Raw genomic sequence first — 25,811 nt, 5'->3', positions numbered from 1 at the left:
CCATGTCGGAAACCGCAAAGAACACTCCGGAAGATCTGCAGGACGTCAATGCAGAGGAAACCGCTTCGGAAGAGGTCGCAGCAGAGGCGACTGAGGAAGTTGTTGAGGACGCCGCACCCCAAGACCCGATCGCCGCACTTGAAGCCGAAGTCGCGGAGCTCAAAGACCGTCTGCTACGCCAGGCCGCCGAGGTGGAAAACACCCGCCGCCGCGCCAAAAAAGACGTCGAGGATGCCGGCAACTACGCCATCACCAAATTCGCCCGCGACCTTTTGGATGTCAGCGACAACCTGCGCCGCGCGCTTGATGCTGCGGGCGATACGTCCAATGCCGATCCGGCGATGAAAACCCTGTTTGACGGGGTTGAAATGACCGAACAGGCCCTGCAAAAGGCGCTTGAAAAGAATGGCATCGAAAAGCTTGAACCGCTTGGTGAAAAGCTTGACCCGAACAAACATCAGGCCGTGTTTGAACTACCGCATCCGGAATATCCGGACGGCCACGTCGCACAGGTTATGCAGGCCGGTTACGTGCTTAAGGGCCGTTTGCTGCGCCCGGCCATGGTCGGTGTGACCAAAAATCCGGGCGGTGAAAAACCAAGCCAGACCGACAACCCGGGCGGCAACGTTGATACCTCTGCCTGAGGCCATCAAAGAAGATAAACCGGTTTTAGCGGATCGGGTTTAAAAACAGCCTCGCCAGACATACTTGGCGAGGCTGTTTTATTTGCATTAGGCTACCGGTACTGATCACCAGCACAGGACCGCACACCATGCCGCTTCGCCCCGACCTGATCGAAATCCTGCGCGATGAAAAAGCCACGATTGTCATTCTGACCGGGGCTGGCATTTCCAAGGAAAGCGGCCTGCATACCTTTCGCGATCCCGATGGCATCTGGGCGAGATACGATATTTCCGAGGTTGCAACGCCCGGGGCCTTCGTGAGTAATCCCGATCTGGTGCATCATTTTTATAATGACCGCCGCGCTGGCTTGCATGACCCGGATGTTCAACCCAATGCCGCCCATCTGGCCCTGGCACGGCTAGAGGCCGAATGGCCCGGTGATGTGTTGCTGGTAACCCAGAACATTGATGACCTGCATGGCCGGGCCGGGTCCAAAAACCTCATCCACATGCATGGTGAACTTCTGAAAATCCGCTGCAATCACTGTGATCTGCTGACCGAGTGGCCGGGCGACCTTGCCAAGGAAACCCCGTGCCCCAGTTGCGGCAAGGCCGGTGGATTGCGCCCGCATGTGGTGTGGTTTGGCGAAATGCCCCTTGAGATGGAACGCATTTACGCTGCCCTTGGCGATTGCGGGCTTTTCATCTCGATCGGGACATCGGGCAATGTCTACCCGGCAGCCGGGTTCGTTCAGGTCGCCCATGAAGAAGCCGGGGCTGAAACGGTTGAGCTCAATCTCGAACCCAGTTCGGGTGCCACACTGTTTGATCACAGCTGCTACGGCCCCGCCACCGAACTGGTCCCGACCTTTGTTTCTGCCCTGCTCGGTGATTGATAGCTGGCCTTAAGGATTGATCAAATCACGGAATGATTTTTCGCCGGCATTGCTGAACCGTACAACGCGCGACTCCGGCATCCGTCGGGCCCAACCCAAATCATAGAACCGGTCGAGCAAGGCCGCCCCGAAAGAGCCCGCCAGATGCGACTGTCGGGCACTCCAATCAAGGCATTCCCGACACAGCGGTCGGCGCTTGGCCCGCAATCCATCCAGATCAATGCCAAACGTGTTGGCAAAATCGATCCCGGCCGGTGTCAGGGCAACACCATTCACATCGCTTGCAATCAGCTTGCGTTTGGCAAGGCCATCAAACAGCGCAACCCCCATATCCCCGGCCAGATGGTCATAACAAACCCGTGCCTTGCGCAGCTCCGGATCCTTGGGCCCGGTGCGCACGCGGTTATGCCCGACCCGATTGGCAATCCCCATCAGGACTTCCAGTGCCTCGACAATATCGGGGCCCGAAAGCGTGAAATAACGATGTCGCCCCTGTTTGCGCGGCACAACAATCTGACCGGCTTCAAGCTTTGCCAGATGCGAGCTTGCGGTTTGTGGCGTCACACCGGCTTCTTGCGCCAATTCGGCCGCAGTTAACGCACGGCCACTCATAAGTGCTGTCAGCATATTTGCGCGCGCCGGATCGCCAAGCAATGCGGCCACGCGGGCGATATCGGGTCCTTCTTTCATAGTTCGATGCTAATCGAAGCATTAATGCGCAGCAATCAGGATAATGGGCCGCGTCACCCAACAAGATGTTTCTCCTGAAAGGACGCTGTCATGATTACCTGCTTCATTCGCTATGAAATCGATCCTTATAAAAAGGATGCCTTCATCGAATATGCCCGAAACTGGGGGCAGGCCATTCCGCGTTGCGGGGCTGACCTTGTCGGTTATTTCGTCCCGCACGAAGGATCGGTCTCGACCGCCTATGGTATCTATCATTTGCCCGATCTGGCATCATATGAAGCCTATCGCGCGCGTCTGAAAGATGATCCCTTGGGCCGCGAGAACTATGAATTTTCCCAGCGCGAGAAATTCATCCTGCGCGAAGAACGCCAGTTTCTGAAAATTGCCTCCACCCCGCATAAGGGTCAGGACCTATGAATTTAGTTAGAATGGTCGCTCAGATCTGTGCGGATACGCGAAGCGAAACCGCAGGAAGATATCCATCTTTCAAGGTTTTGCGACAAAGTAGTCCGTGCATATCTGAGGGATCCGACGGACAGGGTTTATATTTGCAAACTCCCGCGTCAAATCCCTTGCACGGGATACCAACCCGCCCGGCGGGATTTTTCTTGGATTTCACAAATATAAACCCTGCCATTCGAACCAAATTCATAGGTCCTGACCCTGAGGAGCTTATAAAACCATGATTGCCGTCATTTTCGAGGTCACACCGCACGATGGACGCTATGACGATTACCTTGCGATTGCCGGTGATCTCAAACCCGTGCTTGAAACCATGGATGGCTTTATTTCAATCGAACGGTTTCAAAGCCTGACAAATCCCGGCAAGGTTCTATCGCTGTCCTTCTGGCGCGATGAGGACGCAATTGTCGCCTGGCGCAATCTGGGCGAGCATCGCACCGCCCAAATCAAGGGACGGCACACGATTTTTGAGGATTACCGTTTACGGGTGGCTGGCGTGATCCGTGATTACGGCCTTCATGACCGCGATCAGGCGCCGGATGACTCCCGCGCACAACATGATCGCTGATCTGTAACGTCGGTCATCGGGGCTCAGGCCTTTGCCGGTTTCGGGGATGCTTCTTCATCCCCGATTTCGCTACTCTCGGCAAATTCGGCAAATTCTTCTTCCACGGCATCCTCGACCGCTTTGGCACCGCCCTTGTAATCAAGCAGCATCACGGCCAGCACGACAATGCCTGCCCCGATGAAAATCACCGGCACCGGCAGCATGTCGAAAAAGATCAGGTCCATCGCGACCGAAAATGGCAGGGCGGTGTATGCCGCAGGCGACACCACACTGGCATCCGCAACCCGCACGGCGCGCAACACCATATAGTTGGTCAGCATGGCAAAGAAACCGGCACCTGATGAATAAAGCCAATCGGCCAATGACGCCGGATACCAGGTAATCATCGCAATCGGCACCCAGATCGCAACCGCGATGATCTGAGGCCAGAACAGCATGGAAAAATTGGTTTCGGTCCGGGTCAGCACCTTGGCAAACAGAGTCTGGGCCGAAAAACAGAACGCCCCGATAAGGGCCGCAGCCACACCCAGAGGCACGCCAAAGCCATCCATCCGCGGGAAACACATCACCCACACGCCAACAAGGCCCAGAAGGGTTGCGATGATTTTGCGCGGGGTCAGTTTCTCGCCCAAAATCACCACCGCCAACATCACGGTCAGCAAGGCTTCGATAAACAGATAGGCGTTGACCTCGGCGATGCTCATCTGGCGCAGCGCAAAGAACACAAAGAACAGCGACCCGTACCACAAAACACCACGCGCAATATGCGCCACCGGGCGGCGCGTACGGATCTGGCGCGTGCCGATAAACATGATGATGACCAGGAACACCGCAACGGTGGTCAGGGCACGCATCGCAAGGATCTGCGAGGTTGGCACATCATGCGAGACGAGCTTGGCACAAACATCGACAAAAACGCCCGATGCCATGGCAGCCGTCATCCACAGGACACCGCGGAAATTTCCGCTCAGTCGCGTTGCGGTCATGGTCAATCCCGGTTTCGAAAGGAGTGTTGGGGTTTCCGGCAGTTGGGGGGAGGCTGCTTACGTGGTGGCGCAAGGAGGCATAAGTCATTACGGCCGGAAACCCTGTATGACGATGATATTGCCTGCTTGTTTGGAAAAATACGAATGAAGCTTTTTCAGCCATTGTTGAGATTTTTTTGGCCCACTTTTCGATCAGGCCTGATAGACAGAATAAAAGACAGTAATGCTCTCCGGATGGAAACCCACGATGCGCAGAAAGCTCCCACCGTTGCGCGCCCTTGTCGCCTTTGAAGCCACTGCACGCCATCAAAGCGTGAAGGGGGCCGCAGAAGAATTGCATGTCACGCAAAGTGCGATCAGTCATCAGCTCCGCCAGCTTGAAGAGAACCTTGGAGTGGTACTCTTTACCCGCAAGGGCCGTGGATTGACCCTGACCAAGTCGGCCGAGCTCCTTTTGCCCCGCCTGACCGAGGCGCTTGATGGCATTGCCGATATCACTGGTGAAGTCGGCCCGGACAAGGGCAAGGCGATCCGCATCGGGGCGCTGGCGACCCCGGCCCTAACCGTGCTGTTGTATGAGCTTGATAACCTGCGCGACCGGCTGCCCGCCGATATTCCGGTACAATTTCGCAAGATCGAATTTGATGACGGTCTTGATCCGCTTGAAATTGATCTCGCCCTTCAGATCGCGCCAAAGGACCTGCCCGGTCCCGAAGACTGGATTACCGAGCTTCTGACCCCTGAAGTCTATACCGCCTTTGCCGCCCCGGAATGGCTCGCCAAGCGCGGCTATGATGCCAGCAATGTTGACGTCGCGACACTCGGGCCGCGCGATATCCTGTTGATCGACAGTGACAGCGAACAGTTCTCCCAGATCGAACAATGGTTCAAGGATGCCAGCTTCTCGCTGGCAGATTGCTGGACCTTTAGCCACCATATCTGGGCGCTTGAGGCCGCACGTGCCGGTCAGGGCATCGTTGCCAGCACCGATGTTGTTGCGCGCAATTACGTTGAGCGCGGTGAACTGGTGCCACTTAATTTCCCGGATTTCATTTCGCACTGGTGGTATCGCCTGCTGATCCGCCCGGCCCGCGAAAAAGACCCGATCGTGATCGAAGCCGCCAACTGGATCCGCGAACTCATCAACCCGAAAACCGCATCACTTGCGCGCAAAAAGGTGATGTGAGCATATTTTTTGCTGCGGTTTCTCTCACCCGGCTCAGGAACAAAGTAGTAATCCCATTTCATGCAAAACATTTTGATAACAGGCGGTGCGGGATATATCGGATCGCACATTTGCATCAAGCTTTGCGAAAGTGGCTACCAACCGGTTGTGTTTGATAACCTTTCAAATGGTCACCGCGATGCTGTTTCCCCAGATGTTCCGTTTATCCACGCCGATATTCGCGACTGTGCTGCCTTGAATAAGGCCTTTGACGATTTCAAGCCTGCTGCCGTCATTCACATGGCCGCTCTGATTGAAGCTGGCGCTTCGATGGTCGAACCGGCCAGGTTTTATGAAGTCAACACTGCCGGGGCGCTGAACCTGTTCGAAGCGATGCGGCGCAATGGCTGCAACCACATTGTGTTTTCGTCAACGGCTGCTGTCTATGGCAATCGGGATGATGGGCTGCTGTCCGAGACGCTCGAGGTCCGGGCGGAAAATCCCTATGGTCGCTCAAAAGCCATGGTCGAAACCATGCTTAGGGACTACGCCGACATATACGGCTTTCACGCCATTGCCCTTCGCTACTTCAATGCTGCGGGCGCCGACCCGGAAGGTCGAATGGGCGAAAGGCATGATCCGGAAACCCATCTTATCCCGCTGGTTTTGCAAACTGCTGCCGGTCAACGCGACCATATCAAGATTTATGGCACGAACTATAACACGCCCGATGGAACCTGCATTCGCGACTATATTCACGTTGATGATCTTGCCAGCGCGCACGTCAAGGCGCTTTCGCATGTCATCGCGTCCGAGAATGCTGCTTTCGATGCCGTCAATATCGGCACAGGCGAAGGCTGTTCCGTCAAAGAGATCATCGAACTTTGCAAAGAGATCACCGGTCGCGATTTCAGCGTGATAGAAGATGCACGTCGCCCCGGAGACCCCGCCAAACTGGTTGCAAACCCGGCCAAGGCGCAAGACATGTTTGGATGGCGCGCAAACTATCCTTCCCCACGCCAGATCATCGCGCATGCCTGGGCCTATTATCAGAAAAACATGACGAAAACCCGGTAAGCCAGACGCTCAGTGATCTTTACAGGCGCGTGACAGTATCAATTCTGTATTGATCGTCAGAGCAGTCGGAAATACTGTCTGCTCACACTGACTTGGTGCTTCCAGAAGCGGACACCACAAGCAACATTTAGGGGTATTTTAGTGCATAAGGTCTCAGTCATCGTTTCGACCTATAATTGGCCGGAGGCGCTGGAAATGGTTTTGCAATCGCTGATCGACCAGAAGGACGATAACTTCGAGGTGATCGTTGCCGATGATGGCTCAGGGCCGGAAACCGCGCAGACCATTGCCAAGATGCAAAAAAAATCCCCGGTGCCGATCAAACATTTCTGGCAGGAAGATCAGGGATACCGGCTGTCGCGCGTGCGCAACGGCGCCATCGCGATGTCCGAGGGTGACATCATTGTGTTTACCGACGGTGATTGCTGCCTGATGTCGAACTTTGTTTCAAGCCACCGCAAAGCGGCCGAAGCAAACTGCTTTGTCACAGGCAAACGTGTCTTCCTAAAGGAACGCTTTACCAAGCTTGCGATGAAGAACCGTCTCCGGTTCCACAAATGGCCACGTGCGATCCTCTTCATGCTGGGCCTGACGGGCAACTGCAATCGCCCATTTCAGTTCATTCCGATCCCGCAAAGCCAGAAAAGCCTGTGGGAGCACGCCAATTGCTGGAAGAAAGCACAGGGGTGCAATATTGCGGCCTTCAAGGATGATATCTTAAAGATTGGTGGCTTTGACGAAGCCTACGAAGGCCATGGATTGGAAGACTCTGATTTCGTACTCCGCATGATCCGGGCAGGTATCCGGCGCAAAAATGTTGAATATACCTCTCCTGTCTTGCACCTCTTCCACGGTCGTTCGATGCCAAGCCGTCATGCAAACGCATCAAAGAACCCGGGTTATTTCAATAATCTTGAGGCAGAAACAGACCGCTTCACGCCTGTGAAAAGTTCTTTGCTGCCGGTTGCCGAAACCGCCTAGCGTTTCTGATCAAAAGTATCATTTCCTGCCCCCTTGGAAGCGACGGCGTTTCGCGATAAAAGGTCGGCATCATTTTCCTTCGGATGCGTCTTTGCATCTTAGAAGCTCATATCAGCCGCCCTGGTGATCGGGGCATGCGTTCAAAAAGCGAAAGGGATTTTCCCAGATGGATCTCAGCAAGATTGCCGTTGGCAAGGATGTTCCGTGGGACGTAAACGTCGTCATCGAAATTCCGCAGGGCGGACCGGTCAAGTATGAAGTCGATAAAGACTCCGGTGCTGTCTTTGTGGATCGTTTCCTGCACACCTCGATGTATTACCCGGTCAACTATGGCTTCATCCCCAACACGCTTGGTGAAGACGGTGATCCGGTTGATGCCATGGTCATGTTCCGCGAGCCGGTCGTTGCCGGTTCGGTGATCCGTGCGCGTCCGATCGGTGTTCTGATCATGGAAGACGAAGCCGGTCAGGACGAAAAACTGATCTGCGTTCCGCATGACAAGATCGACCCGTACTACACCGACATCAAATCCCACGAAGATCTGCCGCAGATCCTGCGCGATCAGATCCAACACTTCTTCGAGCGTTACAAAGACCTCGAAAAAGGCAAATGGGTTAAGGTCACCGGTTGGGAAGGCGCTGAAAAAGCCGCTAAACTGATCGAAGAAGGTGTGACCCGCCTCGGCAAATAAGCCGCATTCAACCCGTCTTCGGACAAGCACCGGATTTAAAATGCAACGCTCCGTCAGATTTGGCGGAGCGTTGTTTTTTGACTTATCGGTTGCGCAACACTACTTTGGTGCAGGGGCGCCATCCTTACAGGTTGGTATTGAGGGAGGAATTCACGTTTCAGGATACTATTCGTGACCCACAAAAACGCGCCCGACAAAACCCATGCCATCAAAATTACCCTCAGTGACATCACCACACTTGATGTCGATGCCATCGTCAATGCCGCCAACGAGGCCCTGTTGCCCGGCGGTGGCGTTTGCGGTGCGATCCATCATGCGGCGGGTCCTGAACTGGCAAACGCCTGCCGGTCGCTTGCCCCCTGCCCGACGGGTGAGGCCCGAATCACACCCGGATTTAAACTGAAGGCAAAATACGTCATCCACACCGTCGGCCCGGTCTGGCATGGCGGCACACAGGGTGAGGCCGATTTGTTGGCAAGCTGTTATCGCCAATCAATCTTGCTGGCGGTCGAGAACAATCTGGCCTCTGTGGCGTTTCCTGCCATATCCACCGGGATATTTGGCTATCCGGAAGACCAGGCGGCCAAAATCGCCGTATCAACCATTTGTGAGCTGACTGGCGAATTGGCGCAAATGCCACAAATTTACCTTTGTTGTTTCTCACCATTAGCGCGTCAGCATATTGAAGCTGCGTGCCACGATAAGGTCCATCAATAGAATGCAAAGCGACGCTGCTGCACCTTCGCCGTCCCAACCGCTTGAACTGTTTGCTTCGCCAGACGGTGTGCTGAGCGTGGGTGAACACACATTTCGCTGTGCCCTTGGGATCAATGGCGTGATTGATGCCGACCAGAAAACCGAAGGCGACGGTAAAACGCCGGCCGGTCGCTGGCAGCTGCGCTATGTGATGTATCGTGCCGATCGCAGGCCCAGCCCGCGCACCAAGCTTCCAGTCACCACCATTTCATTTTCCGACGGCTGGTGTGATGATCCCGGTCATCCAGACTATAACTGCCCGGTCCGCCTGCCGTTTGATGCCAGCCATGAAAAGCTGTTTCGCAAGGATGATCTCTATAACATCATCGTTGTTCTGGGCCATAATGATGACCCGCCCGTGCCCGGAAAGGGATCGGCGATCTTCATGCATATCGCCAAACCCGATTATGCTGGCACCGAAGGCTGTGTTGCCTTGGCCGAGAAGGATCTTGAGCAACTGCTTGGACTGGCGACCTTTGAAACGTTCATCACCATCACTGCGTAAAATCATGGACTTGCCGTTTGGGTGCACAGCGCCTAGGTTCAATTGCCGGATCAATTCACAGGACAAGTCATGATTGAAGACGATTATCTCTATAAAAAAGGCGGCGTTGCAGGATTTGGTTCCCGACTGAAAGCTATTTTCGGTTCGGGCAAGTTCTGGGTGCGCAGCCTTGGTGTGATCGTTCTGATTGCCGTGATCTATTATCCGGCAGGCATGGCGATTGTGCATCGTATCGATGACAACCCCGACTTTATCGGCAATTACAAGGGCGGCAGTCACGCGGTGAACACCGCCGCAGCCCTGATTGATCGCGAGGTCAACCAGAACCGCTGGACCGCCAACGACCCGTTCTTCCTGCCAAGTGCGGCCCTTGATAACATGCCGAACTTCCAGACCGGGATCGTCTATGCCCTGTCGCGCTTTGCGATCGAGCTTTCCGATCAGATCGGGCGCGCCCGTGGGTCAAGTCAGGTTGACCCGGATCTGGATGACGCCGCCGGCCTTTTGAAATTCCGTGGCGACAAATGGGTGTTTGATCCAAGTGTTTCGCTGCTGCCCGGTGTCACGTCCGAACAACAATACCGTCAGGCAATCCGGTCCCTGCAAAACTACAATACCCGTCTGACCAACGGGAATGCGGTTTTTGAACGCCGTGCGGATAACCTTCAGGAAACACTCAACCGCATTGCCAATGACCTTGGCTCGGCCTCGGCCCTGATTGATGATAAGGTGGAAAATCCGTCGATCTTCGATCGCACGGCCGATGACGTTTTCTATGCCACCAAGGGTCGCCTTTATGCCTATAGCCTGATCTTGCGCGATCTTGGCACCGACTTCGAACAGATCATCAATGAACGCCAGATCGCATCGGTCTGGGCAGAAATGATCGGATCCCTGCAGGCGGCCGCCGCACTTGACCCGATGGTGGTTGTGAACGGATCGGCCGATGGCATCGTCTTCCCTAACCATCTGGCGGGGCTTGGTTTCTATCTTTTGCGGGCCCGTACCCAGATGCGCGAAATCAGCAGCATTCTGCAACGTTGACGTCAATGTGATTGCGAAACACGCCATCCGGAATACCTGAGTTGCGCGCTGCGACTTGATCTTTTGTGGTTTTTGCCCCATTTAGGGCCTAACCAAATGAAATAGAGATTGTTGAGTGGGCAGCATAAGTCCCGACAATCAGAGTGAGAGGACAAGCCGAAAATGTTCATTCAGACCGAACCAACCCCGAATCCGGCGACACTCAAATTCCTTCCGGGTGAAGAAGTCATGGGCCGTCTTGGCACGGCCAACTTCGTTAAGGGTGACGAAGCCATCAAATCGCCGCTTGCCCGCAAGCTGTTTGAAATTGATGGCATTGCCGGTGTTTTCCTCGGCGGTGATTTCATCACCATCACCAAGGATGACTCCAAGGACTGGCAGACCCTGAAACCGCAGATTCTTGGCGGGATCATGGAACATTACACGTCCGGTCAGCCGGTTCTAGATCAGGATTCCAACGCCGCCACCGGTACCAGCTCTGCTGCCGAAGGCGATGATGAACTGGTCAGCCAGATCAAGGAACTGCTTGATACCCGCGTGCGCCCGGCCGTGGCACAGGATGGTGGTGACATCGTCTTCCACCGTTTCGAAGATGGCGTGGTCTTCCTTGAAATGCACGGCGCATGTGCCGGCTGCCCAAGCAGCACCGCGACGCTCAAGATGGGCATCGAAAACATGCTGCGTTATTACGTGCCCGAAGTTCAGGCCGTCGAACCGGTCATGGCTGACTAAGCCTGACCCGATTTTCGGACACCTCACCGACAAGATGGCGTCCGACCATCCGGTGAACTGACCGCGCACGGATTTACGAGTCGTTAACAAATTCAGACGCCCGGCGTGAACTTTAACCCGCGCCGGGCGTAAAAATTATGCGCTGAACGAAAAGGTTTTCTTGGCGTTTTCAACTCTCGGAGATATTGCCCGTTGCGATCATCGCGCGCGGCAGGCATAGATAACCTCCACTTGGGATGGACAGTTCGACTGATCCTGGAGATTCAACAATGACTAGCGCAAAAACAAACAGTTACAGGAATGTTGCGCTCGCTTCGATTTTCGGAGCGGTTGTTTTCCTGTATATTGGGCTTTTCGCCGGAATTGATCTTTCTCCAACTCCGGAAGGTTTCGAGACAGAAACCGTCGAAGTCACGGCAGATGAAGCCGTTATCAAAAAGAAGAAAACGGTTTATCGCCGCGGTCCTGAAGTCATCGCACTCAGCCAGTATTTCAAAAGCATCGGCTATCACCTCAATGAGGTGGGCGAGGTCCCGCGCGTCTATATCAAGCGTGTGCCCGAAGGCCTTGGCGAACTGGCATCGGTTGAAGAGCGTAAACAGCTTTTCCTGAAAATCATGCTGCCGCTGGCCATGCGCGTGAATGAAGAAATCACCGCGCGCCGTGAACGTCTGATGGCCATTCAGGCCAAGGGCATTTCCGGCACCCCGGTCAGCCAGGCCGATCAGCAATGGGTCAATCAGCTGATGAAGCGCTATCGCGTGACCGATGGCGGCATCAACGCCCTGCTTGAGCGCATTGACGTTATCCCGACCTCCCTGATCCTTGCCCAGTCGGCAGAGGAAAGTGGTTGGGGCACGTCACGCTTTGTGCGCAAAGGCAACGCCCTGTTTGGTCAATGGGCATGGGGCGACGATGAAGGCATCGTGCCGAAGGATCGCGAAGATGGCAAAACCCACGTCATCAAGGCTTTTGGTAGCTTGATGGACAGTGTGCGGGCCTATGCACGCAACATCAACTCGCACCCGGCCTATCAGGAATTGCGCGAACGTCGCGCAACCCTTCGCGCCGACGGCAAGTTTATCAGTGGCTGGGAACTGGCCGAGACCCTGACCAAATATTCCGAGCGCGGTGAAGAATATGTCGACAGCCTGCATGCGATCATGAGTGTGAACGGGCTGAACGAGCTTGATGGTCTTGATTTTGCGGCAGGCGACGTCCCGCCGCCGCCAAAGGTGCTCGCCGCCCTTGAGGAATAATCCCAAGGACAAAAGAGATAAATCAGGCACCAAACCAGATAAGCAAATAAAAAGGGACCCGATAGGGTCCCTTTTTTTGGTTCGGATATCAGCAGCCCCCGTTATGGCCGTCCGCGATAAATCCAGCCCTTTTCCGATTTCAGCAACCGGATTTCATCCTCGACCACCCGACGGTCGCCCACCTTGTATTCGCCTTCCTTGAGCGTCAGCATCTTGGTTTTCACCAGATCAAGCGCATCACGCACCGTGCTGCCGACATCGTCCATCGTTCCGGCCGCCTTGCCCTTTTCGGTCACGTCATCGGCAAAGTCGGCAACCGTGCGATCAAACACCAGCTCATAGCGCACCATCACAATCATCTCGTCATCGTCTTCGGAAATGCTGTTGGTTTTGGTCACGTTTTCAACATGTCCGACCTTGGCATAGGGATCATCGCGAAACCGTTCGATCACCGCCGTGGTGATTTCATCGGCTGTCGGTCCGCTGACCTGTTCATCTTCGCAGGCGGCAAGCAGCGGCAAAAACATGATAACGGCGAAAAACCGGGTCAACTGGCCCATGAGCGATTCCTGTTTTCTGGTCGTTTTGCGATTTGCCTGACTTCTGCCGACATGATGTGGCAAAAATCAGGTCATCTGTCACATCCTGCCAACAATAACGTCGACAACGGGATATCTATGCCAAACAGGTTACCATTCATCCCGGCGAAGACTGCAGGCTGATTTTATTCGTGGGATCCCTGATGGCAACGATACAGACACCATCTGATATGCTAATCGACACCAACCAGCTTACAGTCCTTGAAAATCAGGACGCCACCACCCGAAAGTCCGAGCAAAAAACGTGATATTCGATCTGATCATTGCCATCGCAACTGTCAGCATTGCGATTGTGCTATCCATGCCCCGCGTTTCGCGGTCGACCACGTGGCGTGCTGTTGTGACGCCACTGGCCTCGATCATCGGCAGTGGCTTTTTGCTGCTCGGACCGGTGCTGAATGTCGGATACGGCGGTTATGCACCGCTGGTCATGCTCGCCCTTTGTCTGGTGGCCTATCTCTATGGGGCGGTGATCCGCGCCAATATTGCGGCTGGCGAAGACGCCATCATTGACGGTTCATTTGGCAAACTGGCCCAACGGGTCGAAACCCTGTCTTCCTGGGCACTGGCCTTTGCCTATATCATTTCGGTGACCTATTACCTCAATCTGCTGGGCGCCTTTTCGCTGAGCCTGACACCATTTGATTCCGCCCTTGATGCCAAGCTGATGACCAGCGGTGTTTTTGCCATCATCATTGTGGTTGGCTGGTCACACGGGTTCAAAAGCCTTGAGCAGATGGAATATGTTTCGGTCGGCTTGAAACTCGCGATCATTGCCGGTCTGTTGGTCGGGTTGATGGCCCATTTCGGCGAACAGGCCATCGACGAGAAGCTGGTTTTCAATCCCCAAAACGTTACGGGCTGGCCTGCCATCACCATGGGTTTTGGTCTTCTGATCACGGTTCAGGGGTTCGAAACATCGCGCTATCTGGGATCAAGCTATGATGCCAAAACCCGCATCCGTTCAATGCGCCTTGCCCAATGGCTGTCGACCCTGATCTATCTGATTTACATCCTTCTGATTTCCTATGTCTTCGCGCCAGATCAAATCACATCGTCGGAAACCGGTATTATCGACATGATGGGGATCGTCGCCCCGATACTGCCGTTCATGCTGGTGGCGGCCGCCATGGCATCGCAATTCAGTGCCGCGATTGCCGATACCAGTGGATCAGGCGGACTGTTTGCCCAACTATCGCAAAACCGCATTACCGAAGCCCAGGCCTATCTGGCGCTGGGGATTATCGGTATTGCACTGACCTGGTCGGCGGACATCTTTGCGATTGTCAGTTACGCATCGCGCGCCTTTGCCATCTATTACGGCCTGCAAGCAGCCTTGGCGGCCATCATTGCCATCCGTCGTGGCAATCCGGGCAAGGCCACGTTCTTTGCCGTGCTGGCCGCCTTGGGGGCTGCTATCGCCATTCTGGGACAGCCGGTCGAATAAGCCCCCTGCCCCTTTAAGGTTCGCCCAGCCCCGAACAGAAAAAGGCGGAGACTGACTTAGCAGCTCCGCCTTTTTGATCTTTGATTTCAGAACGGCTTAGCCGTGCTCTGCCTCGTGGGCGGCAAGGGCGGCAAGGTTCACCAGATCGTTCACGGTTGCCCCCATCTGGGCGATCTGGGCCGGTTTTTCCAGACCGATCATCACCGGACCAACCACCGTGCCACCGCCCAGCTTATCAAGCAGTTTGGATGCCGTGGTCGCCGCGTGGAGCGCCGGCATCACCAGAACGTTGGCCGGACCCGACAGACGGCAGAACGGATAAAGCTTCAGAAGCTCGGTATCGAGTGCCACATCAACTGCCATGTCGCCATCGAACTCGAAATCGACATTGCTGCTTTCAAGGATGCCCACGGCTTCGCGGATACGGTCGGTATCCTCGCTATACGGGTTGCCGAAGGTCGAGTGCGAAACCATCGCCACACGCGGCTCGTGGCCCATCTGACGGGCCTTGGCGGCCGCCTGAATGGCGATCTCGGCCAGTTCTTCGGCATTGGGCAGGTTGTGCACACGGGTATCGGCGATAAACACCGTCCGGCCCTTTGCAATCGCAATCGAAAGTCCCATCGGGATTTCGCCCGGCTTGGCATCAATCACACCGGCAACATCGGCGAAGCTGCGATTGAAGTTCCGGGTAAGCCCGGTGATCAAACCATCGGCATGACCCTGTGCCACCATGACAGAGGCAAAGACGTTACGCTTCTGGTTGACCATGCGCTGGCAATCACGCCACAGGAAGCCTTTGCGCTGCAGGCGCTGATAGAGGAACTCGGCATATTCCGCGTTATGCTTGGAAAGGGCCGCGTTGCTGATTTCAACACCATCAAGGCTTTCAATACCAAGCTTCTTGGCACTTTCATGGATGCGGTCTTCGCGCCCGATCAGGATCGGCGTGCCATAGCCCGAATTGCGATAGGCCACCGCTGCGCGGATCACGGTTTCTTCCTCGCCCTCGGCAAAGGCGATACGTTTCGGGTGCGCACGGACATAATCGGAAATCAGCTGCAAATGGGCTGCCGTCGGATCAAGACGTCCGCGCAGCTGATTTTCATATTCTTCCATATCAATGATCGGACGACGCGCCACACCGCTATCCATCGCGGCCTGGGCAACCGCCTTGGGCACGGCCGTAATCAGGCGCGGGTCAAACGGGGCCGGGATGATATATTCCGGACCATATTGCAAACGACGCCCGGAATAGGCCGCGGCCACTTCATCAGGCACGTCTTCACGCGCAAGCGATGCCACCGCGTGGGCTGCGGCAATCTTCATGTCCTCGTTGATCGTGGATGCCTGAACATCCAGCGCACCGCGGAAGATATACGGGAAGCCCAGAACGTTGTTGATCTGGTTCGGATAATCCGAACGCCCGGTGGCGCAAATCGCGTCATCACGAATAGCAGCAACTTCTTCCGGGGAAATTTCCGGATCCGGGTTGGCCATGGCAAAGATGATCGGCTGTTTGGCCATGCTTTTGACCATGGCCGACGTCACCGCCCCCTTGACCGACAGGCCAAAGAACGCATCAGCCCCCTTCATCGCATCGTCAAGCGATCGGGCATCGGTATCGGCCGCATGGGCCGATTTCCACTGGTTCATGCCATCTTCACGGCCCTTGTAGATCACCCCGCGCGAGTCACACATGATCACGTTGTCATGGGCAACACCCATGCTTTTGACCAGCTCGCAACACGCAATCGCAGCCGCACCGGCCCCATTGATGACAAGCTTGATGTCTTCAAGTTTGCGACCCGTAAGGTCGCAGGCATTGATCAGCCCCGATGCCGCAATGATCGCCGTGCCATGCTGGTCATCATGGAACACCGGAATGTCCATGACTTCGCGCAGGCGCTGTTCAATGATGAAGCATTCCGGCGCCTTGATGTCTTCAAGGTTGATCCCGCCAAACGATGCGCCCAGGAAACGCACGCAATTGACGAACTCGTCAACATCTTCGGTCGACACTTCAAGATCGAACCCATCCACATCGGCAAAGCGTTTGAACAGAACCGCCTTGCCTTCCATCACCGGCTTGGAGGCCAGTGCACCAAGGTTGCCAAGGCCAAGCACGGCGGTGCCGTTGGAGATGACCGCAACGATGTTGCCCTTGGAGGTGTAATCATAGGCAGTCGCCGGGTTCTTAGCGATTTCAAGACAAGGCACCGCAACACCCGGCGAATAGGCGAGCGAGAGGTCGCGCTGAGTGGTCAGCGGTTTGGATGCGGTGATTTCGATTTTGCCGGGGCGGCCGCTGGAATGAAACAGCAGCGCTTCACGGTCACGAACCTTGATTTCTGTATCTGACATTGTGTTTTTCACTGACGCTTGCGTGGTGAGATGGAAAGCAACCTGTACGGTCTGTTTTGTTCTTAAGTTCTGATTTTCCTGATCGACAAGTTTGCGGCGTGGGGCCGCCTTGTCGGACCGCCCAATAAATCAGGCTTCGCGCCCCGGGTCAAAGGCGACGTTAACGGCAACCGCAAAATTACGTAGCGTTTTCCGTATGTTGCGGCGCAACATTGACCTCTGATCCGGCCCGTTTCACATGCGCAAACGCAATGGCGGACATACCCGGCCTAATGATCCGGCCGCCGTGACTGGCAGTAAGTGCTGGTTTTTCAGAGACGTAATCATATGCGCGCAAAGGGCCCTTGGGCTTGCCGTTTTTATTGCGCCGCGCAAACCGACCCGCCGATTGGCACAAATATGAACTTTCCACGATACGAAAAACGGGGGCAAATTCCCCCGTGTTCCCGTTGCCTTACCGGCAAATTCCATCGTTCTCGACGGACTCTGTCACGCAGCTGCCCGCCACACCAAAACGTGCAGATTACTTCGGTGAATGCAGATGGATGTTGGTCGCACCATTCTGTTCAAGAATGGCGCGCGCCTTGGCCTCGGCACCTTCGTGGTCCGGGTCGATCCGCACCCACAGGATGACCGATCCGGCATCGACCGCGCGGGCGAAATCCTCGGTATGCGGGGTGGAGGTCACTTCTTCGATAAATTCACGAAGTGCGACTGCGCCAACACCGGCCCCGACCGCGATCGCAGCCGCCGCCGTCGCAGCGCCACCAAACAATGCAATCGCACCGGACGCCACCAGCGGCACTTCATATTTGGTTTCACCCACCAGTGCGGTCAGCACATCGGACCAGGACCGACCATCCTTGCCTGCCACATCGATGGATTCGTGGGAGCTTAGAACCGACAGATCGGTGCGTTCAAACCCGGCATCGCGGAGCGCACGCAGAGCCGCATCGAAACCGTCCTTGGTATCAAACAGTCCGACCAGTTCCGGGGCCTGCGGGATGGTCTGTTCTTCTGCCATTTTGTACGCTCCTTGCTCACTGTTATTCTGTCGCGAAAAACGACAGTTGGTTGTTGGTCACGATCTTTATATATTCGCAGAAATTCAGGCGTTGCAATGGCATAGATCAAGTTTTATCACCCCGCCAGTTTCCTGCTCTCGTCTTTGCCTTCAGGGTTTGCTATCAAGTCATCATGAACCAGATCGCCGATAAATCCGATACCACACCGACCGCACCTTCTTTTTCCAGAGACGGCGCGACGCCAATGATGATGCAGTTCCTTGAAATCAAGGAACAGTATCAGGACTGCCTGCTGTTTTATCGGATGGGCGATTTCTACGAGCTGTTCTTTGACGATGCGGTCAAAGCCGCCGAAGCCCTTGATATTGCCCTGACAAAACGTGGCAAGCATCAAGGTAACGAAATTCCCATGGCCGGTGTTCCCGTCCATAGTCACGAAACCTATCTGCAACGTCTGATCCGCAAGGGTTTCCGGGTTGCCGTCTGTGAACAGATGGAAGACCCGGCCGAGGCCAAAAAACGCGGCGCCAAATCGGTGGTCAAACGCGGTGTTGTCCGCCTGATCACGCCGGGCACCCTTACCGAAGACAGCCTGCTGGATGCCCGGCGCCACAATTATCTGGCCGCCGTGTCCGAAGTGCGCGGCAAGATCGGGCTTGCCTGGCTTGATATGTCGACCGGTGATTTCTTTGTGCAGCCGTGCGAGATGGCCGGTCTTGGTGCCGCCCTTGCCCGGCTTGATCCGGGTGAAATCCTGTTTTCGGAAAAGATGCTGAACCGTTCTGAAGTGTTCGACATCTATGCCGAATATAAAAACATCATCACCCCGCAGCCGACCGCACGCTTTGATGCTGAAAATGCCCAGCTTAGGCTCAAAAAGCTTTATGAGGTCGAGGCCCTTGATGCCTTTGGCGGTTTTGAGATCGCCGAGCTTTCGGCTGCCGGTGCGCTGATTGATTATGTCGAACTGACCCAAAAGGGCCAGATGCCCCGCCTTGCCCCGCCAACCCGCGTGGCAGAGGGGGCGGCGATGGAAATCGACGCCGCCACCCGTCGGTCGCTGGAGCTGATCCAGACCCAGTCGGGCGAACGCAAGGGATCGTTGCTGTCCGTCATTGACCGCACCCGCACGGGTGCTGGCGCACGTTTGCTGGCCGCGCGCCTGTCCGCCCCGCTGACCAATGCCGATGAAGTCAATAAACGCCTTGATCTGGTGGAATATTTCCATGATCGCGATGGCTTGCGATCTGATCTGCGCGCTGCCCTTGGCGAATGCCCGGATATCGAACGTGCGTTGTCGCGCCTGTCGGTCGGGCGGGGTGGTCCGCGCGATCTGGCGGTGATGCGCGATGGGCTGTCTTGTGCCTTTGCGATTGGCAATCTTCTGAATAAACCCGATGGCGGCAATGATGGCCTGACTGCACAGCCAGAAGCCCTTTCGGATCATTTGACCATGATGGGCCATCACGGCGATCTGATTGATCTGTTGCGCCGGGCAATCGCCGAAAGCCTGCCGCTTCTCGCACGCGATGGTGGCTTCATTGCTGGGGGCTATCACCCGCCGCTTGATGAGCTCCGCATGCTATCGAGTGAAAGCAAAAAGCTGATCGCCAATCTGCAGGCCCGCTATACCGAACAAACCGGGATTTCCAACCTTAAGGTCAAGCACAACAACGTACTTGGCTATTTCATCGAAGTATCGGCCAAAACCGCGGACAAGATGATGGAGATGGATGAGTTTATCCACCGCCAGACCATGGCCAATGCGGTGCGCTTTACCACCGTCGAGCTGTCCGAACTTGAAAGCAAGGTCTCCAAGGCCGGTGATCAGGCCCTTGCGCTTGAACTTGAACTGTTTGACGAACTGGTCGCAGCCGTTCTGGCCAAGGCCGATGACATCGCCAAATGTGCGAGTGCGCTGGCCGGGCTTGATGTATCGGCTGCTCTGGCCGAACTCGCCCGCGATCAGGGCTGCATTCGCCCGAACATCGATAACAGCCTTGCCTTTGACATCACCGCTGGCCGCCATCCGGTGGTCGAGGCCGCCTTGCGTGAAAATGGCGACGCCCCCTTTGTTGCCAACGATTGCCGCCTTGAAGATGAACAAAGCCTGTGGCTGATCACCGGTCCGAACATGGCCGGTAAATCGACCTTCCTGCGCCAGAATGCATTGATTGCGGTGCTCGCCCAGATCGGCGCGTTTGTCCCGGCGACCAAGGCCCATATCGGGGTGATTGACCGGCTGTTTTCACGTGTCGGTGCGGCCGACGATCTGGCGCGCGGGCGATCGACCTTCATGGTCGAAATGGTGGAAACCGCATCGATCCTTAATCAGGCAACCGATCGTTCGCTGGTGATTTTGGATGAAATCGGGCGTGGCACCGCGACCTTTGATGGTCTGTCGATTGCCTGGGCCGTGGTTGAAAACCTGCATGAAATCAATCAGTGCCGTGGTCTTTTCGCCACCCACTATCACGAACTGACCGCTTTGGCGGCCAAGCTCAAACACCTGTCGTGTCACACCATGCTGATCAAGGAGTGGCAGGGCGAGGTCGTCTTCCTTCATGAAGTCGGCGCTGGCAGTGCGGATCGGTCATATGGCATTCACGTCGCCCAGCTGGCGGGTCTGCCAAAGCCCGTGATCAAACGTGCCGAACAGGTGCTCAAGACCTTGGAAAAGGGCGAACAGGGTGGCGCGGTGTCCAAGCTTGCCGATGACCTGCCGCTGTTTGCGGTTGCCATCGAACAGGCCGCCAAGGAGGAACGCACAAGCGCCCCGGCCCTGTCGGACGCGCAAAAGGCGCTGCTTGATGCGGTTGCCGATCTTGATCCAGATAACATGACCCCGCGCGAAGCCCTTGATGCGCTGTATCGTCTTCAGTCGCTGAAGGGCTGATCACCTGCAAAACAGGCGGCCTATCCCCATATCAGGTGCGTGTCTGCCGATCGAACTTGCGCACGCATTTGATGCGGATAGATGAAATTGGCGCTATGGTGCGGCAACTGTTAAGAAAATTGATATATAAACCCTGTCGCCGACAGACCGCACGCCAGGGCCGAGGAAACCGACCAACGTGACCTACAAGATCAAGAAGCAGCGCGAAATCATCGACCGCAAAAAGGTCTTTGCCGAGCTTGAGGCGATCGCAAACGATCCGGCACTCAAAAGCTTCAAACAGCGCACCGCCGTTCTCAACAAGCTGAAATCAGTACTTGAGGCCGGGCGATCTGTTATCCGCGCACGCTTCGAAGAAAGCAATTCCGGGCAGGACACCGTCTTTTCCAACAGTTTCCTGATGGATCAGATCGTTCGCCTGATCCATGAATTTGCCACCACGTTCGTCTATCCACTGCACAATCCGACCAATGAACAACGCATGTCAGTCGTCGCCGTCGGCGGTTATGGCCGCGGTGACATGGCGCCGCATTCCGATGTCGATATCCTGTTTCTGTTTCCCTACAAACAGACCGCACATGGCGAACAGGTCGTTGAATTCATTCTTTATATGCTTTGGGATCTGGGGCTTAAGGTCGGCCATGCGACGCGATCCGTCGATGATTGCCTGCGCATGGGCAAACAGGACATCACCATTCGTACCAACCTGCTTGAAAGTCGCTTTGTCTGGGGTGATGAGGAAACCTATAAACTGTTTCGCACCCGCTTCATGGAAGAGCTGGTCAAGGGCAGCGGCATCGAGTTTATCGAAAAGAAGCTTGGCGAACGTGATGAACGCCACACCCGCATGGGCGATTCACGTTATGTGGTCGAGCCCAACGTCAAGGACGGCAAGGGCGGGCTTCGCGACCTTCATACCCTGTTCTGGATTGGCAAATACCTTTATCGCGTCAATTCCCCGATGGAACTGGTCGATCTCAAGGTCCTGACCCGCAAGGAAGCACGCGGCTTCTTGAAGGCGCAAAACTTCCTGTGGGCGGTACGCTGCTGGTTGCATTATCTGTCTGATCGCGAAGAAGATCGCCTGACGTTCGATATGCAGCGCGATATTGCCGAACGGCTTGGCTATACCGATCATGCCGGCGCATCGGGCGTCGAACGCTTCATGAAGCACTATTATCTGATGGTGAAACATGTCGGGAACCTGACCCGCATCTTCTGTGCCGCTCTTGAAGAAAGCCATCAGCGCCGCCCGCTGATCCGTTTTCCGGGCAAGCTGTTTGGCACCAAGGAAATTGACGGGTTTGAGCTGCGCAATGAACGCCTGACGGTCGAAAGCCTTGATGTCTTCAAGAACGACCCGATCAAGATTTTGCGCCTGTTTCTGGTTGCCCATCAAAACCGGGTCGGCATTCATCCCGAAACGCTGCGCTGGATCACGCAAAGCCTGAAATATGTTGATCACAAGCTGCAAAACGATCCGGACGCCAACGAGGTTTTCCTTGAAATCCTCACCCAGCGCGACAGCCCGGATGTGACGCTCCGCAAGATGAACGAGGCCGGTGTACTGGGGCGTTTCATCCCCGATTTCGGCCGTGTCGTTGCCCAGATGCAGTACGACATGTACCACACCTACACCGTGGACGAGCACACCATCAGGGCGATTGGCGTGCTTAATCAAATCGAGTCCGGCGAACTTGCCGAAGACGCCCCGGTTGCAACCCGCATCATGGGTCAGGTGATTTCGCGTCGTGTGCTGTATGTCGCGGTATTGCTCCATGACATCGCCAAGGGCCGTGGCGGCGATCATTCCGAGCTTGGCGCCGAAGTCGCCGAAAAGCTCTGCCCGCGGCTGGGTCTGTCGCCGGCCGATACCGAGGCGGTCGCCTGGCTGGTCAAGGCGCATCTGTGGATGAGCCTGACCGCGTTCAAGCGTGATCTCAATGATCCCAGTACCATTCGCGCCTTTGCCGATCTGGTGCAATCGCAGGAACGCCTGCGCCTGTTGCTGTGCCTGACGGTGGCTGACATCCGCGCGGTGGGTCCCAATGTCTGGAACGGCTGGAAGGCCACCCTGCTGCGTGAACTTTACTATGCCACCGATGATATGCTGTCAGGCGGTCTTAATGCCGATAGCCGCGATTCGCGCGTCGAAAATGCGCAAAACGCGCTGCGTGACGCGCTCAAGGACTGGCCCGAACAGGATATCGAGGACTTTATCGAACGCGGCTATCCGTCCTATTGGCTGAGCTTTGATACCGACATCCACGTCCATCACGCCCATCTGACCCGGGACGCCCGAAATTCCGGGGCCGAGATCACGGTCGATGTCCGCATCGATACCGAAATTGATGCCACCGAAATTACCGTCCACACCACGGACCATCCCGGCCTGTTTTCCCAGATTGCAGGCGCAATGGCGCTGTGCGGGGCCAACGTGGTCGATGCAAAGATCCTGACTCTTGCCGATGGCATGGCACTTGATACCTTTTTCGTGCAGGACACCAATGGCGAGGCGTTTAACGACTCCACCAAACTTGATCGCCTGCGCGACACACTGGAAAAGGTCATTTCCGGGCAGATCCGCCCCAGTCAGGAAATCGAACGCCGCCAGACCAAGGACAACAAGCACCGCACCGCGGTGTTCAAGGTCGAACCGAATGTCATTATCGACAACAAGGCCAGCCGCACCCACACGGTGATTGAAATCACCGCCCGCGACCGGCTGGGCCTGCTTTATGACATCACGCGCGCGCTCCGCGATCTTTCGATGCAGATTGCCTCTGCGCGCATTTCCACCTTTGGCGAACGCGCGGTTGACGTCTTCTATGTCAAGGATGTGTTCGGGCTCAAGATCGACAGCCGTACCAAGTTTGTCCAGGTCAAGGAAACCCTGACCCAGGCGATTCGCAACGACTAGCGCGTTTTACAATCGCCGCAAAAAAACAAACCGGATCGATCCAATACCCATGCGCTACCCTAGGCAACGCCACGGTATGGATCAGATCCGGATGTACCGGCCGATAGGGCCAGTAAACTGTTCGAATTATATTTCTTTGGAAATTGTGACGGACGAGGAAGGGTAAAACCAAACCCGACAGCGTGACCTGTTATTCACGGTGCCGAAATCCTCGGAGTGCAGCAGGTTGAGGTGGATACCGTATTTCCCCGCCCGTCCAATATGAGGCTCGCGTCCCAACGAACCCTCAGCGAATGTGAATATGCGGGTGTTGCAACTGTTTTTCTGTGACGGCTGTCACAGGGACCTCAAAAAAATCACCTAATTCAATCACTTTCACAAAAATGCGATATACGCCGCGGTTTTCGGCCTCAAAAATTACGACTATTTTCACCTTCGACTGTCAGATTTCTGTGCATCAAACGTGAAAATACCGCAATCGCACGTCATCACCGGCAGAATCGCGCCCTTTGGTGACGCATAAATACGGAACGCTCTCGAATGTCGCTTGTCCGCTCTATCGCCACGGTGAGTGGCTTTACGCTGTTGTCCCGCCTTCTGGGATTTTGCCGCGATATTCTGATTGCCGGGATGCTTGGGGCGGGCGGCATGGCCGATGCGTTCTTTGTCGCGTTCAAGTTTCCCAACCTGTTTCGTCGCCTGTTTGGCGAAGGCGCGTTTTCCGCAGCCTTCATCCCGCTTCTGGCCGGTGACATTGAAAAACGTGGTATGGACGCGGCCCGCGAATTTGCTGCGCGCGCCATGTCGATGCTGATCCTGATCACCGGTTTTCTGGTGGCGATTATCGAAATCCTGATGCCCTGGGCGATGTATGTGTTTGCGCCGGGCTTTGCCGAAAATCCCGAAAAGTTCGAACTTGCTGTCGAACTGTCGCGCATCACGTTTCCCTATCTTGCCTTTATTTCCGCCGTCGCGCTGATGTCGGGCGTGATGAATACGCTTCATCGCTATGCCGCCGCCGCCGCCGCCCCGATCATTCTCAATATCTGCCTGATTGCGGCCTTGCTCGGCTTGGCACCGGTGACCGAAACCCCGGCCCATGCCTTGGCTTGGGGGGTGGCGATTGCCGGTGTGGCACAGTTCCTGATGCTGGTGATTGCGTGTAAACGGGTCGGTTTCGCCATAAAATGGCAGATGCCGCGTGTTGATGACCGCATCAAGCTTCTGGGCAAACGCATGATCCCGGGCATGATTGGCGCCGGCGTCTATCAGATCAATCTTCTGATCGACACCATGCTGGCCTCCCTCGTCTCGGATGGCGCGGTCTCCTGGCTTTATTATGCCGATCGCGTGCAACAATTGCCGCTGGGTGTGATTGGCATTGCGATTGGCACCGCCCTTTTGCCGACATTGTCGCGCCAATTGCAGGGTGATGATGCCAAAACCGCGATGTATAGCCAGAATCGCGGCATCGAAATTGCCCTTCTTCTGACCCTTCCGGCCGCCATAGCCCTTGGTGTCATGGGCCTGCCGGTGATCAATGTCCTGTTTGAACGCGGGGCATTTGGCGCGGAAGAAACCCTCATGACCGGCATGGCGCTCACGGTCTTTGCCTTTGGCCTGCCGGCCTCGGTTCTGGTCAAGGTCCTCGCACCCGGCTTCTTTGCGCGCGAAGACACCAAAACACCGATCCGTATCGGCATTTCCTGCATGGTGCTCAACATCGTTCTGATCGTGGTACTGATGCCATGGTTCGGGCATCTTGGCATTGCGGCGGCAACGTCTGTTTCGGTCTGGGTCAATGCGACCTCGCTTGGTCTTATTTTGCATCGGCGGGGCGACCTGACCTTTGATGCCCGCCTTGCCCGACGCATCCCGCGCATTCTTGTTGCATCAGCACTGATGGGATCGGCACTCTGGTTTGCGATTGATGCCTTCTGGCAAAATGATGCGCTTTCGATCACACGCATCATCACCATGGCGGTGATTGTAACCGGTGGCATGGCCGTCTATGCGATTACGGCCCAACTGCTTGGTGCGACCAGCTTTTCCGAGCTCAAGGCGACGCTCAAACGCGGAAAACCCGCCTGATCCGAATATTTCCGGGCATTTCCCGAAAGCAGCT

The 25,811-nt window shown here is 55.6% G+C and carries 22 protein-coding genes; 17 read left to right on the top strand and 5 right to left on the bottom strand.

Annotation, left to right across the window (positions count from 1 at the left end):
• Positions 1–2 precede the first annotated feature (2 nt).
• Both grpE and WBY09_RS02005 read left to right on the top strand, forming a co-directional pair.
• Positions 3–644, top strand: coding sequence for a nucleotide exchange factor GrpE (gene grpE, locus WBY09_RS02010; protein WP_336231875.1), 642 nt, complete (start codon positions 3–5; stop codon positions 642–644).
• Between the two features lie 128 nt (positions 645–772).
• Positions 773–1,519, top strand: coding sequence for an NAD-dependent deacylase (locus WBY09_RS02005; RefSeq protein WP_336231874.1), 747 nt, complete (start codon positions 773–775; stop codon positions 1,517–1,519).
• Between the two features lie 9 nt (positions 1,520–1,528).
• Here the strand turns inward: WBY09_RS02005 and WBY09_RS02000 are convergent, their stop codons facing one another.
• Positions 1,529–2,209, bottom strand: a complete 681-nt coding sequence (locus WBY09_RS02000) for an ArsR/SmtB family transcription factor (RefSeq protein ID WP_336231873.1) — start codon at positions 2,207–2,209, stop codon at positions 1,529–1,531.
• A gap of 90 nt (positions 2,210–2,299) precedes the next feature.
• On the opposite strand from WBY09_RS02000, the gene WBY09_RS01995 reads away from it, so the two are divergent.
• Positions 2,300–2,626: an NIPSNAP family protein gene (locus tag WBY09_RS01995; protein WP_336231872.1), complete on the top strand. Its 327-nt coding sequence runs from the start codon at positions 2,300–2,302 to the stop codon at positions 2,624–2,626.
• Positions 2,627–2,891: 265 nt separating this feature from the next.
• Positions 2,892–3,239: an antibiotic biosynthesis monooxygenase family protein gene (locus WBY09_RS01990; RefSeq protein ID WP_336231871.1), complete on the top strand. Its 348-nt coding sequence runs from the start codon at positions 2,892–2,894 to the stop codon at positions 3,237–3,239.
• Positions 3,240–3,262: 23 nt separating this feature from the next.
• Here WBY09_RS01990 and WBY09_RS01985 read toward each other — a convergent pair whose 3' ends face one another.
• Entirely contained in the window at positions 3,263–4,225 is a 963-nt protein-coding gene (locus WBY09_RS01985) for a DMT family transporter (RefSeq protein ID WP_336231870.1), read from the bottom strand.
• 247 nt (positions 4,226–4,472) lie between these two features.
• On the opposite strand from WBY09_RS01985, the gene WBY09_RS01980 reads away from it, so the two are divergent.
• The 9 genes from WBY09_RS01980 (at position 4,473) to WBY09_RS01940 (ending at position 12,435) form a co-directional block, all read left to right on the top strand.
• Positions 4,473–5,411 (top strand): LysR family transcriptional regulator, encoded by a 939-nt coding sequence (locus WBY09_RS01980; protein ID WP_008888717.1) that lies wholly within the window; start codon positions 4,473–4,475, stop codon positions 5,409–5,411.
• A gap of 60 nt (positions 5,412–5,471) precedes the next feature.
• Positions 5,472–6,467 (top strand): UDP-glucose 4-epimerase GalE, encoded by a 996-nt coding sequence (gene galE, locus WBY09_RS01975; RefSeq protein WP_336231869.1) that lies wholly within the window; start codon positions 5,472–5,474, stop codon positions 6,465–6,467.
• Positions 6,468–6,608: 141 nt separating this feature from the next.
• Positions 6,609–7,448 carry a glycosyltransferase family 2 protein gene (locus WBY09_RS01970; protein ID WP_336231868.1) on the top strand — a complete coding sequence of 280 codons (840 nt, stop codon included), beginning with the start codon at positions 6,609–6,611 and terminating at the stop codon, positions 7,446–7,448.
• Between the two features lie 166 nt (positions 7,449–7,614).
• Complete coding sequence (gene ppa / locus WBY09_RS01965) at positions 7,615–8,139, top strand: inorganic diphosphatase (RefSeq protein ID WP_008888719.1); 525 nt, start codon at positions 7,615–7,617, stop codon at positions 8,137–8,139.
• 171 nt (positions 8,140–8,310) lie between these two features.
• Positions 8,311–8,856, top strand: coding sequence for an O-acetyl-ADP-ribose deacetylase (locus WBY09_RS01960; protein WP_197146306.1), 546 nt, complete (start codon positions 8,311–8,313; stop codon positions 8,854–8,856).
• Between the two features lies 1 nt (position 8,857).
• Positions 8,858–9,400 (top strand): L,D-transpeptidase family protein, encoded by a 543-nt coding sequence (locus WBY09_RS01955; RefSeq protein ID WP_197146307.1) that lies wholly within the window; start codon positions 8,858–8,860, stop codon positions 9,398–9,400.
• 69 nt (positions 9,401–9,469) lie between these two features.
• A complete protein-coding gene (locus tag WBY09_RS01950) occupies positions 9,470–10,444 on the top strand; it encodes a DUF2333 family protein (RefSeq protein WP_008888722.1) in 975 nt (324 codons plus the stop codon).
• A 162-nt stretch (positions 10,445–10,606) separates the two neighbouring features.
• Positions 10,607–11,176 (top strand): NifU family protein, encoded by a 570-nt coding sequence (locus tag WBY09_RS01945; protein WP_008888723.1) that lies wholly within the window; start codon positions 10,607–10,609, stop codon positions 11,174–11,176.
• A gap of 269 nt (positions 11,177–11,445) precedes the next feature.
• On the top strand, positions 11,446–12,435 hold the full coding sequence (locus WBY09_RS01940; RefSeq protein ID WP_008888724.1) for a glucosaminidase domain-containing protein: 990 nt from the start codon (positions 11,446–11,448) through the stop codon (positions 12,433–12,435).
• A 101-nt stretch (positions 12,436–12,536) separates the two neighbouring features.
• Here WBY09_RS01940 and WBY09_RS01935 read toward each other — a convergent pair whose 3' ends face one another.
• Positions 12,537–12,995 carry a hypothetical protein gene (locus WBY09_RS01935; RefSeq protein WP_336231867.1) on the bottom strand — a complete coding sequence of 153 codons (459 nt, stop codon included), beginning with the start codon at positions 12,993–12,995 and terminating at the stop codon, positions 12,537–12,539.
• A gap of 283 nt (positions 12,996–13,278) precedes the next feature.
• Between WBY09_RS01935 and WBY09_RS01930 the strand changes: the two genes are divergently transcribed.
• The gene (locus WBY09_RS01930; protein ID WP_336231866.1) at positions 13,279–14,481 is read left to right on the top strand and encodes a hypothetical protein; all 1,203 of its coding nucleotides are present in this window, start codon (positions 13,279–13,281) and stop codon (positions 14,479–14,481) included.
• Between the two features lie 96 nt (positions 14,482–14,577).
• Here the strand turns inward: WBY09_RS01930 and WBY09_RS01925 are convergent, their stop codons facing one another.
• Positions 14,578–16,845, bottom strand: a complete 2,268-nt coding sequence (locus tag WBY09_RS01925) for an NADP-dependent malic enzyme (RefSeq protein WP_008888727.1) — start codon at positions 16,843–16,845, stop codon at positions 14,578–14,580.
• A 523-nt stretch (positions 16,846–17,368) separates the two neighbouring features.
• A complete protein-coding gene (locus tag WBY09_RS01920) occupies positions 17,369–17,869 on the bottom strand; it encodes a hypothetical protein (protein WP_063086338.1) in 501 nt (166 codons plus the stop codon).
• Between the two features lie 173 nt (positions 17,870–18,042).
• On the opposite strand from WBY09_RS01920, the gene mutS reads away from it, so the two are divergent.
• The 3 genes from mutS to murJ all read left to right on the top strand — a co-directional run bounded on the left by mutS (position 18,043) and on the right by murJ (position 25,777).
• Positions 18,043–20,766 (top strand): DNA mismatch repair protein MutS, encoded by a 2,724-nt coding sequence (gene mutS, locus WBY09_RS01915; protein WP_286791116.1) that lies wholly within the window; start codon positions 18,043–18,045, stop codon positions 20,764–20,766.
• A gap of 178 nt (positions 20,767–20,944) precedes the next feature.
• Positions 20,945–23,686 carry a [protein-PII] uridylyltransferase gene (locus WBY09_RS01910; protein ID WP_336231865.1) on the top strand — a complete coding sequence of 914 codons (2,742 nt, stop codon included), beginning with the start codon at positions 20,945–20,947 and terminating at the stop codon, positions 23,684–23,686.
• Positions 23,687–24,226: 540 nt separating this feature from the next.
• Complete coding sequence (gene murJ, locus WBY09_RS01905; RefSeq protein ID WP_197146311.1) at positions 24,227–25,777, top strand: murein biosynthesis integral membrane protein MurJ; 1,551 nt, start codon at positions 24,227–24,229, stop codon at positions 25,775–25,777.
• Positions 25,778–25,811: the final 34 nt, after the last annotated feature.

The sequence above is a fragment of the Thalassospira sp. CH_XMU1458 genome, from assembly GCF_037027205.1.
Taxonomy (GTDB): Bacteria; Pseudomonadota; Alphaproteobacteria; order Rhodospirillales; family Thalassospiraceae; genus Thalassospira; species Thalassospira tepidiphila.
The sequence above is the reverse complement of the archived record's forward strand: the minus strand, read 5'-3'. Positions and strand labels throughout refer to the sequence as shown.

What these genes read in the sequence shown, in the direction of transcription:
- WBY09_RS01945 (WP_008888723.1), top strand. Translation starts at nt 10,607, where the DNA reads ATGTTCATTCAGACCGAACCAACCCCGAATCCGGCGACACTCAAATTC.
- WBY09_RS02000 (WP_336231873.1), bottom strand. Translation starts at nt 2,209, where the DNA reads ATGAAAGAAGGACCCGATATCGCCCGCGTGGCCGCATTGCTTGGCGAT.
- WBY09_RS01985 (WP_336231870.1), bottom strand. Translation starts at nt 4,225, where the DNA reads ATGACCGCAACGCGACTGAGCGGAAATTTCCGCGGTGTCCTGTGGATG.
- WBY09_RS01990 (WP_336231871.1), top strand. Translation starts at nt 2,892, where the DNA reads ATGATTGCCGTCATTTTCGAGGTCACACCGCACGATGGACGCTATGAC.
- WBY09_RS01980 (WP_008888717.1), top strand. Translation starts at nt 4,473, where the DNA reads ATGCGCAGAAAGCTCCCACCGTTGCGCGCCCTTGTCGCCTTTGAAGCC.
- galE (WP_336231869.1), top strand. Translation starts at nt 5,472, where the DNA reads ATGCAAAACATTTTGATAACAGGCGGTGCGGGATATATCGGATCGCAC.
- WBY09_RS01925 (WP_008888727.1), bottom strand. Translation starts at nt 16,845, where the DNA reads ATGTCAGATACAGAAATCAAGGTTCGTGACCGTGAAGCGCTGCTGTTT.
- WBY09_RS01920 (WP_063086338.1), bottom strand. Translation starts at nt 17,869, where the DNA reads ATGGCAGAAGAACAGACCATCCCGCAGGCCCCGGAACTGGTCGGACTG.
- WBY09_RS02005 (WP_336231874.1), top strand. Translation starts at nt 773, where the DNA reads ATGCCGCTTCGCCCCGACCTGATCGAAATCCTGCGCGATGAAAAAGCC.
- mutS (WP_286791116.1), top strand. Translation starts at nt 18,043, where the DNA reads ATGAACCAGATCGCCGATAAATCCGATACCACACCGACCGCACCTTCT.
- WBY09_RS01955 (WP_197146307.1), top strand. Translation starts at nt 8,858, where the DNA reads ATGCAAAGCGACGCTGCTGCACCTTCGCCGTCCCAACCGCTTGAACTG.
- grpE (WP_336231875.1), top strand. Translation starts at nt 3, where the DNA reads ATGTCGGAAACCGCAAAGAACACTCCGGAAGATCTGCAGGACGTCAAT.
- WBY09_RS01935 (WP_336231867.1), bottom strand. Translation starts at nt 12,995, where the DNA reads ATGGGCCAGTTGACCCGGTTTTTCGCCGTTATCATGTTTTTGCCGCTG.
- ppa (WP_008888719.1), top strand. Translation starts at nt 7,615, where the DNA reads ATGGATCTCAGCAAGATTGCCGTTGGCAAGGATGTTCCGTGGGACGTA.
- WBY09_RS01940 (WP_008888724.1), top strand. Translation starts at nt 11,446, where the DNA reads ATGACTAGCGCAAAAACAAACAGTTACAGGAATGTTGCGCTCGCTTCG.
- murJ (WP_197146311.1), top strand. Translation starts at nt 24,227, where the DNA reads ATGTCGCTTGTCCGCTCTATCGCCACGGTGAGTGGCTTTACGCTGTTG.
- WBY09_RS01995 (WP_336231872.1), top strand. Translation starts at nt 2,300, where the DNA reads ATGATTACCTGCTTCATTCGCTATGAAATCGATCCTTATAAAAAGGAT.
- WBY09_RS01950 (WP_008888722.1), top strand. Translation starts at nt 9,470, where the DNA reads ATGATTGAAGACGATTATCTCTATAAAAAAGGCGGCGTTGCAGGATTT.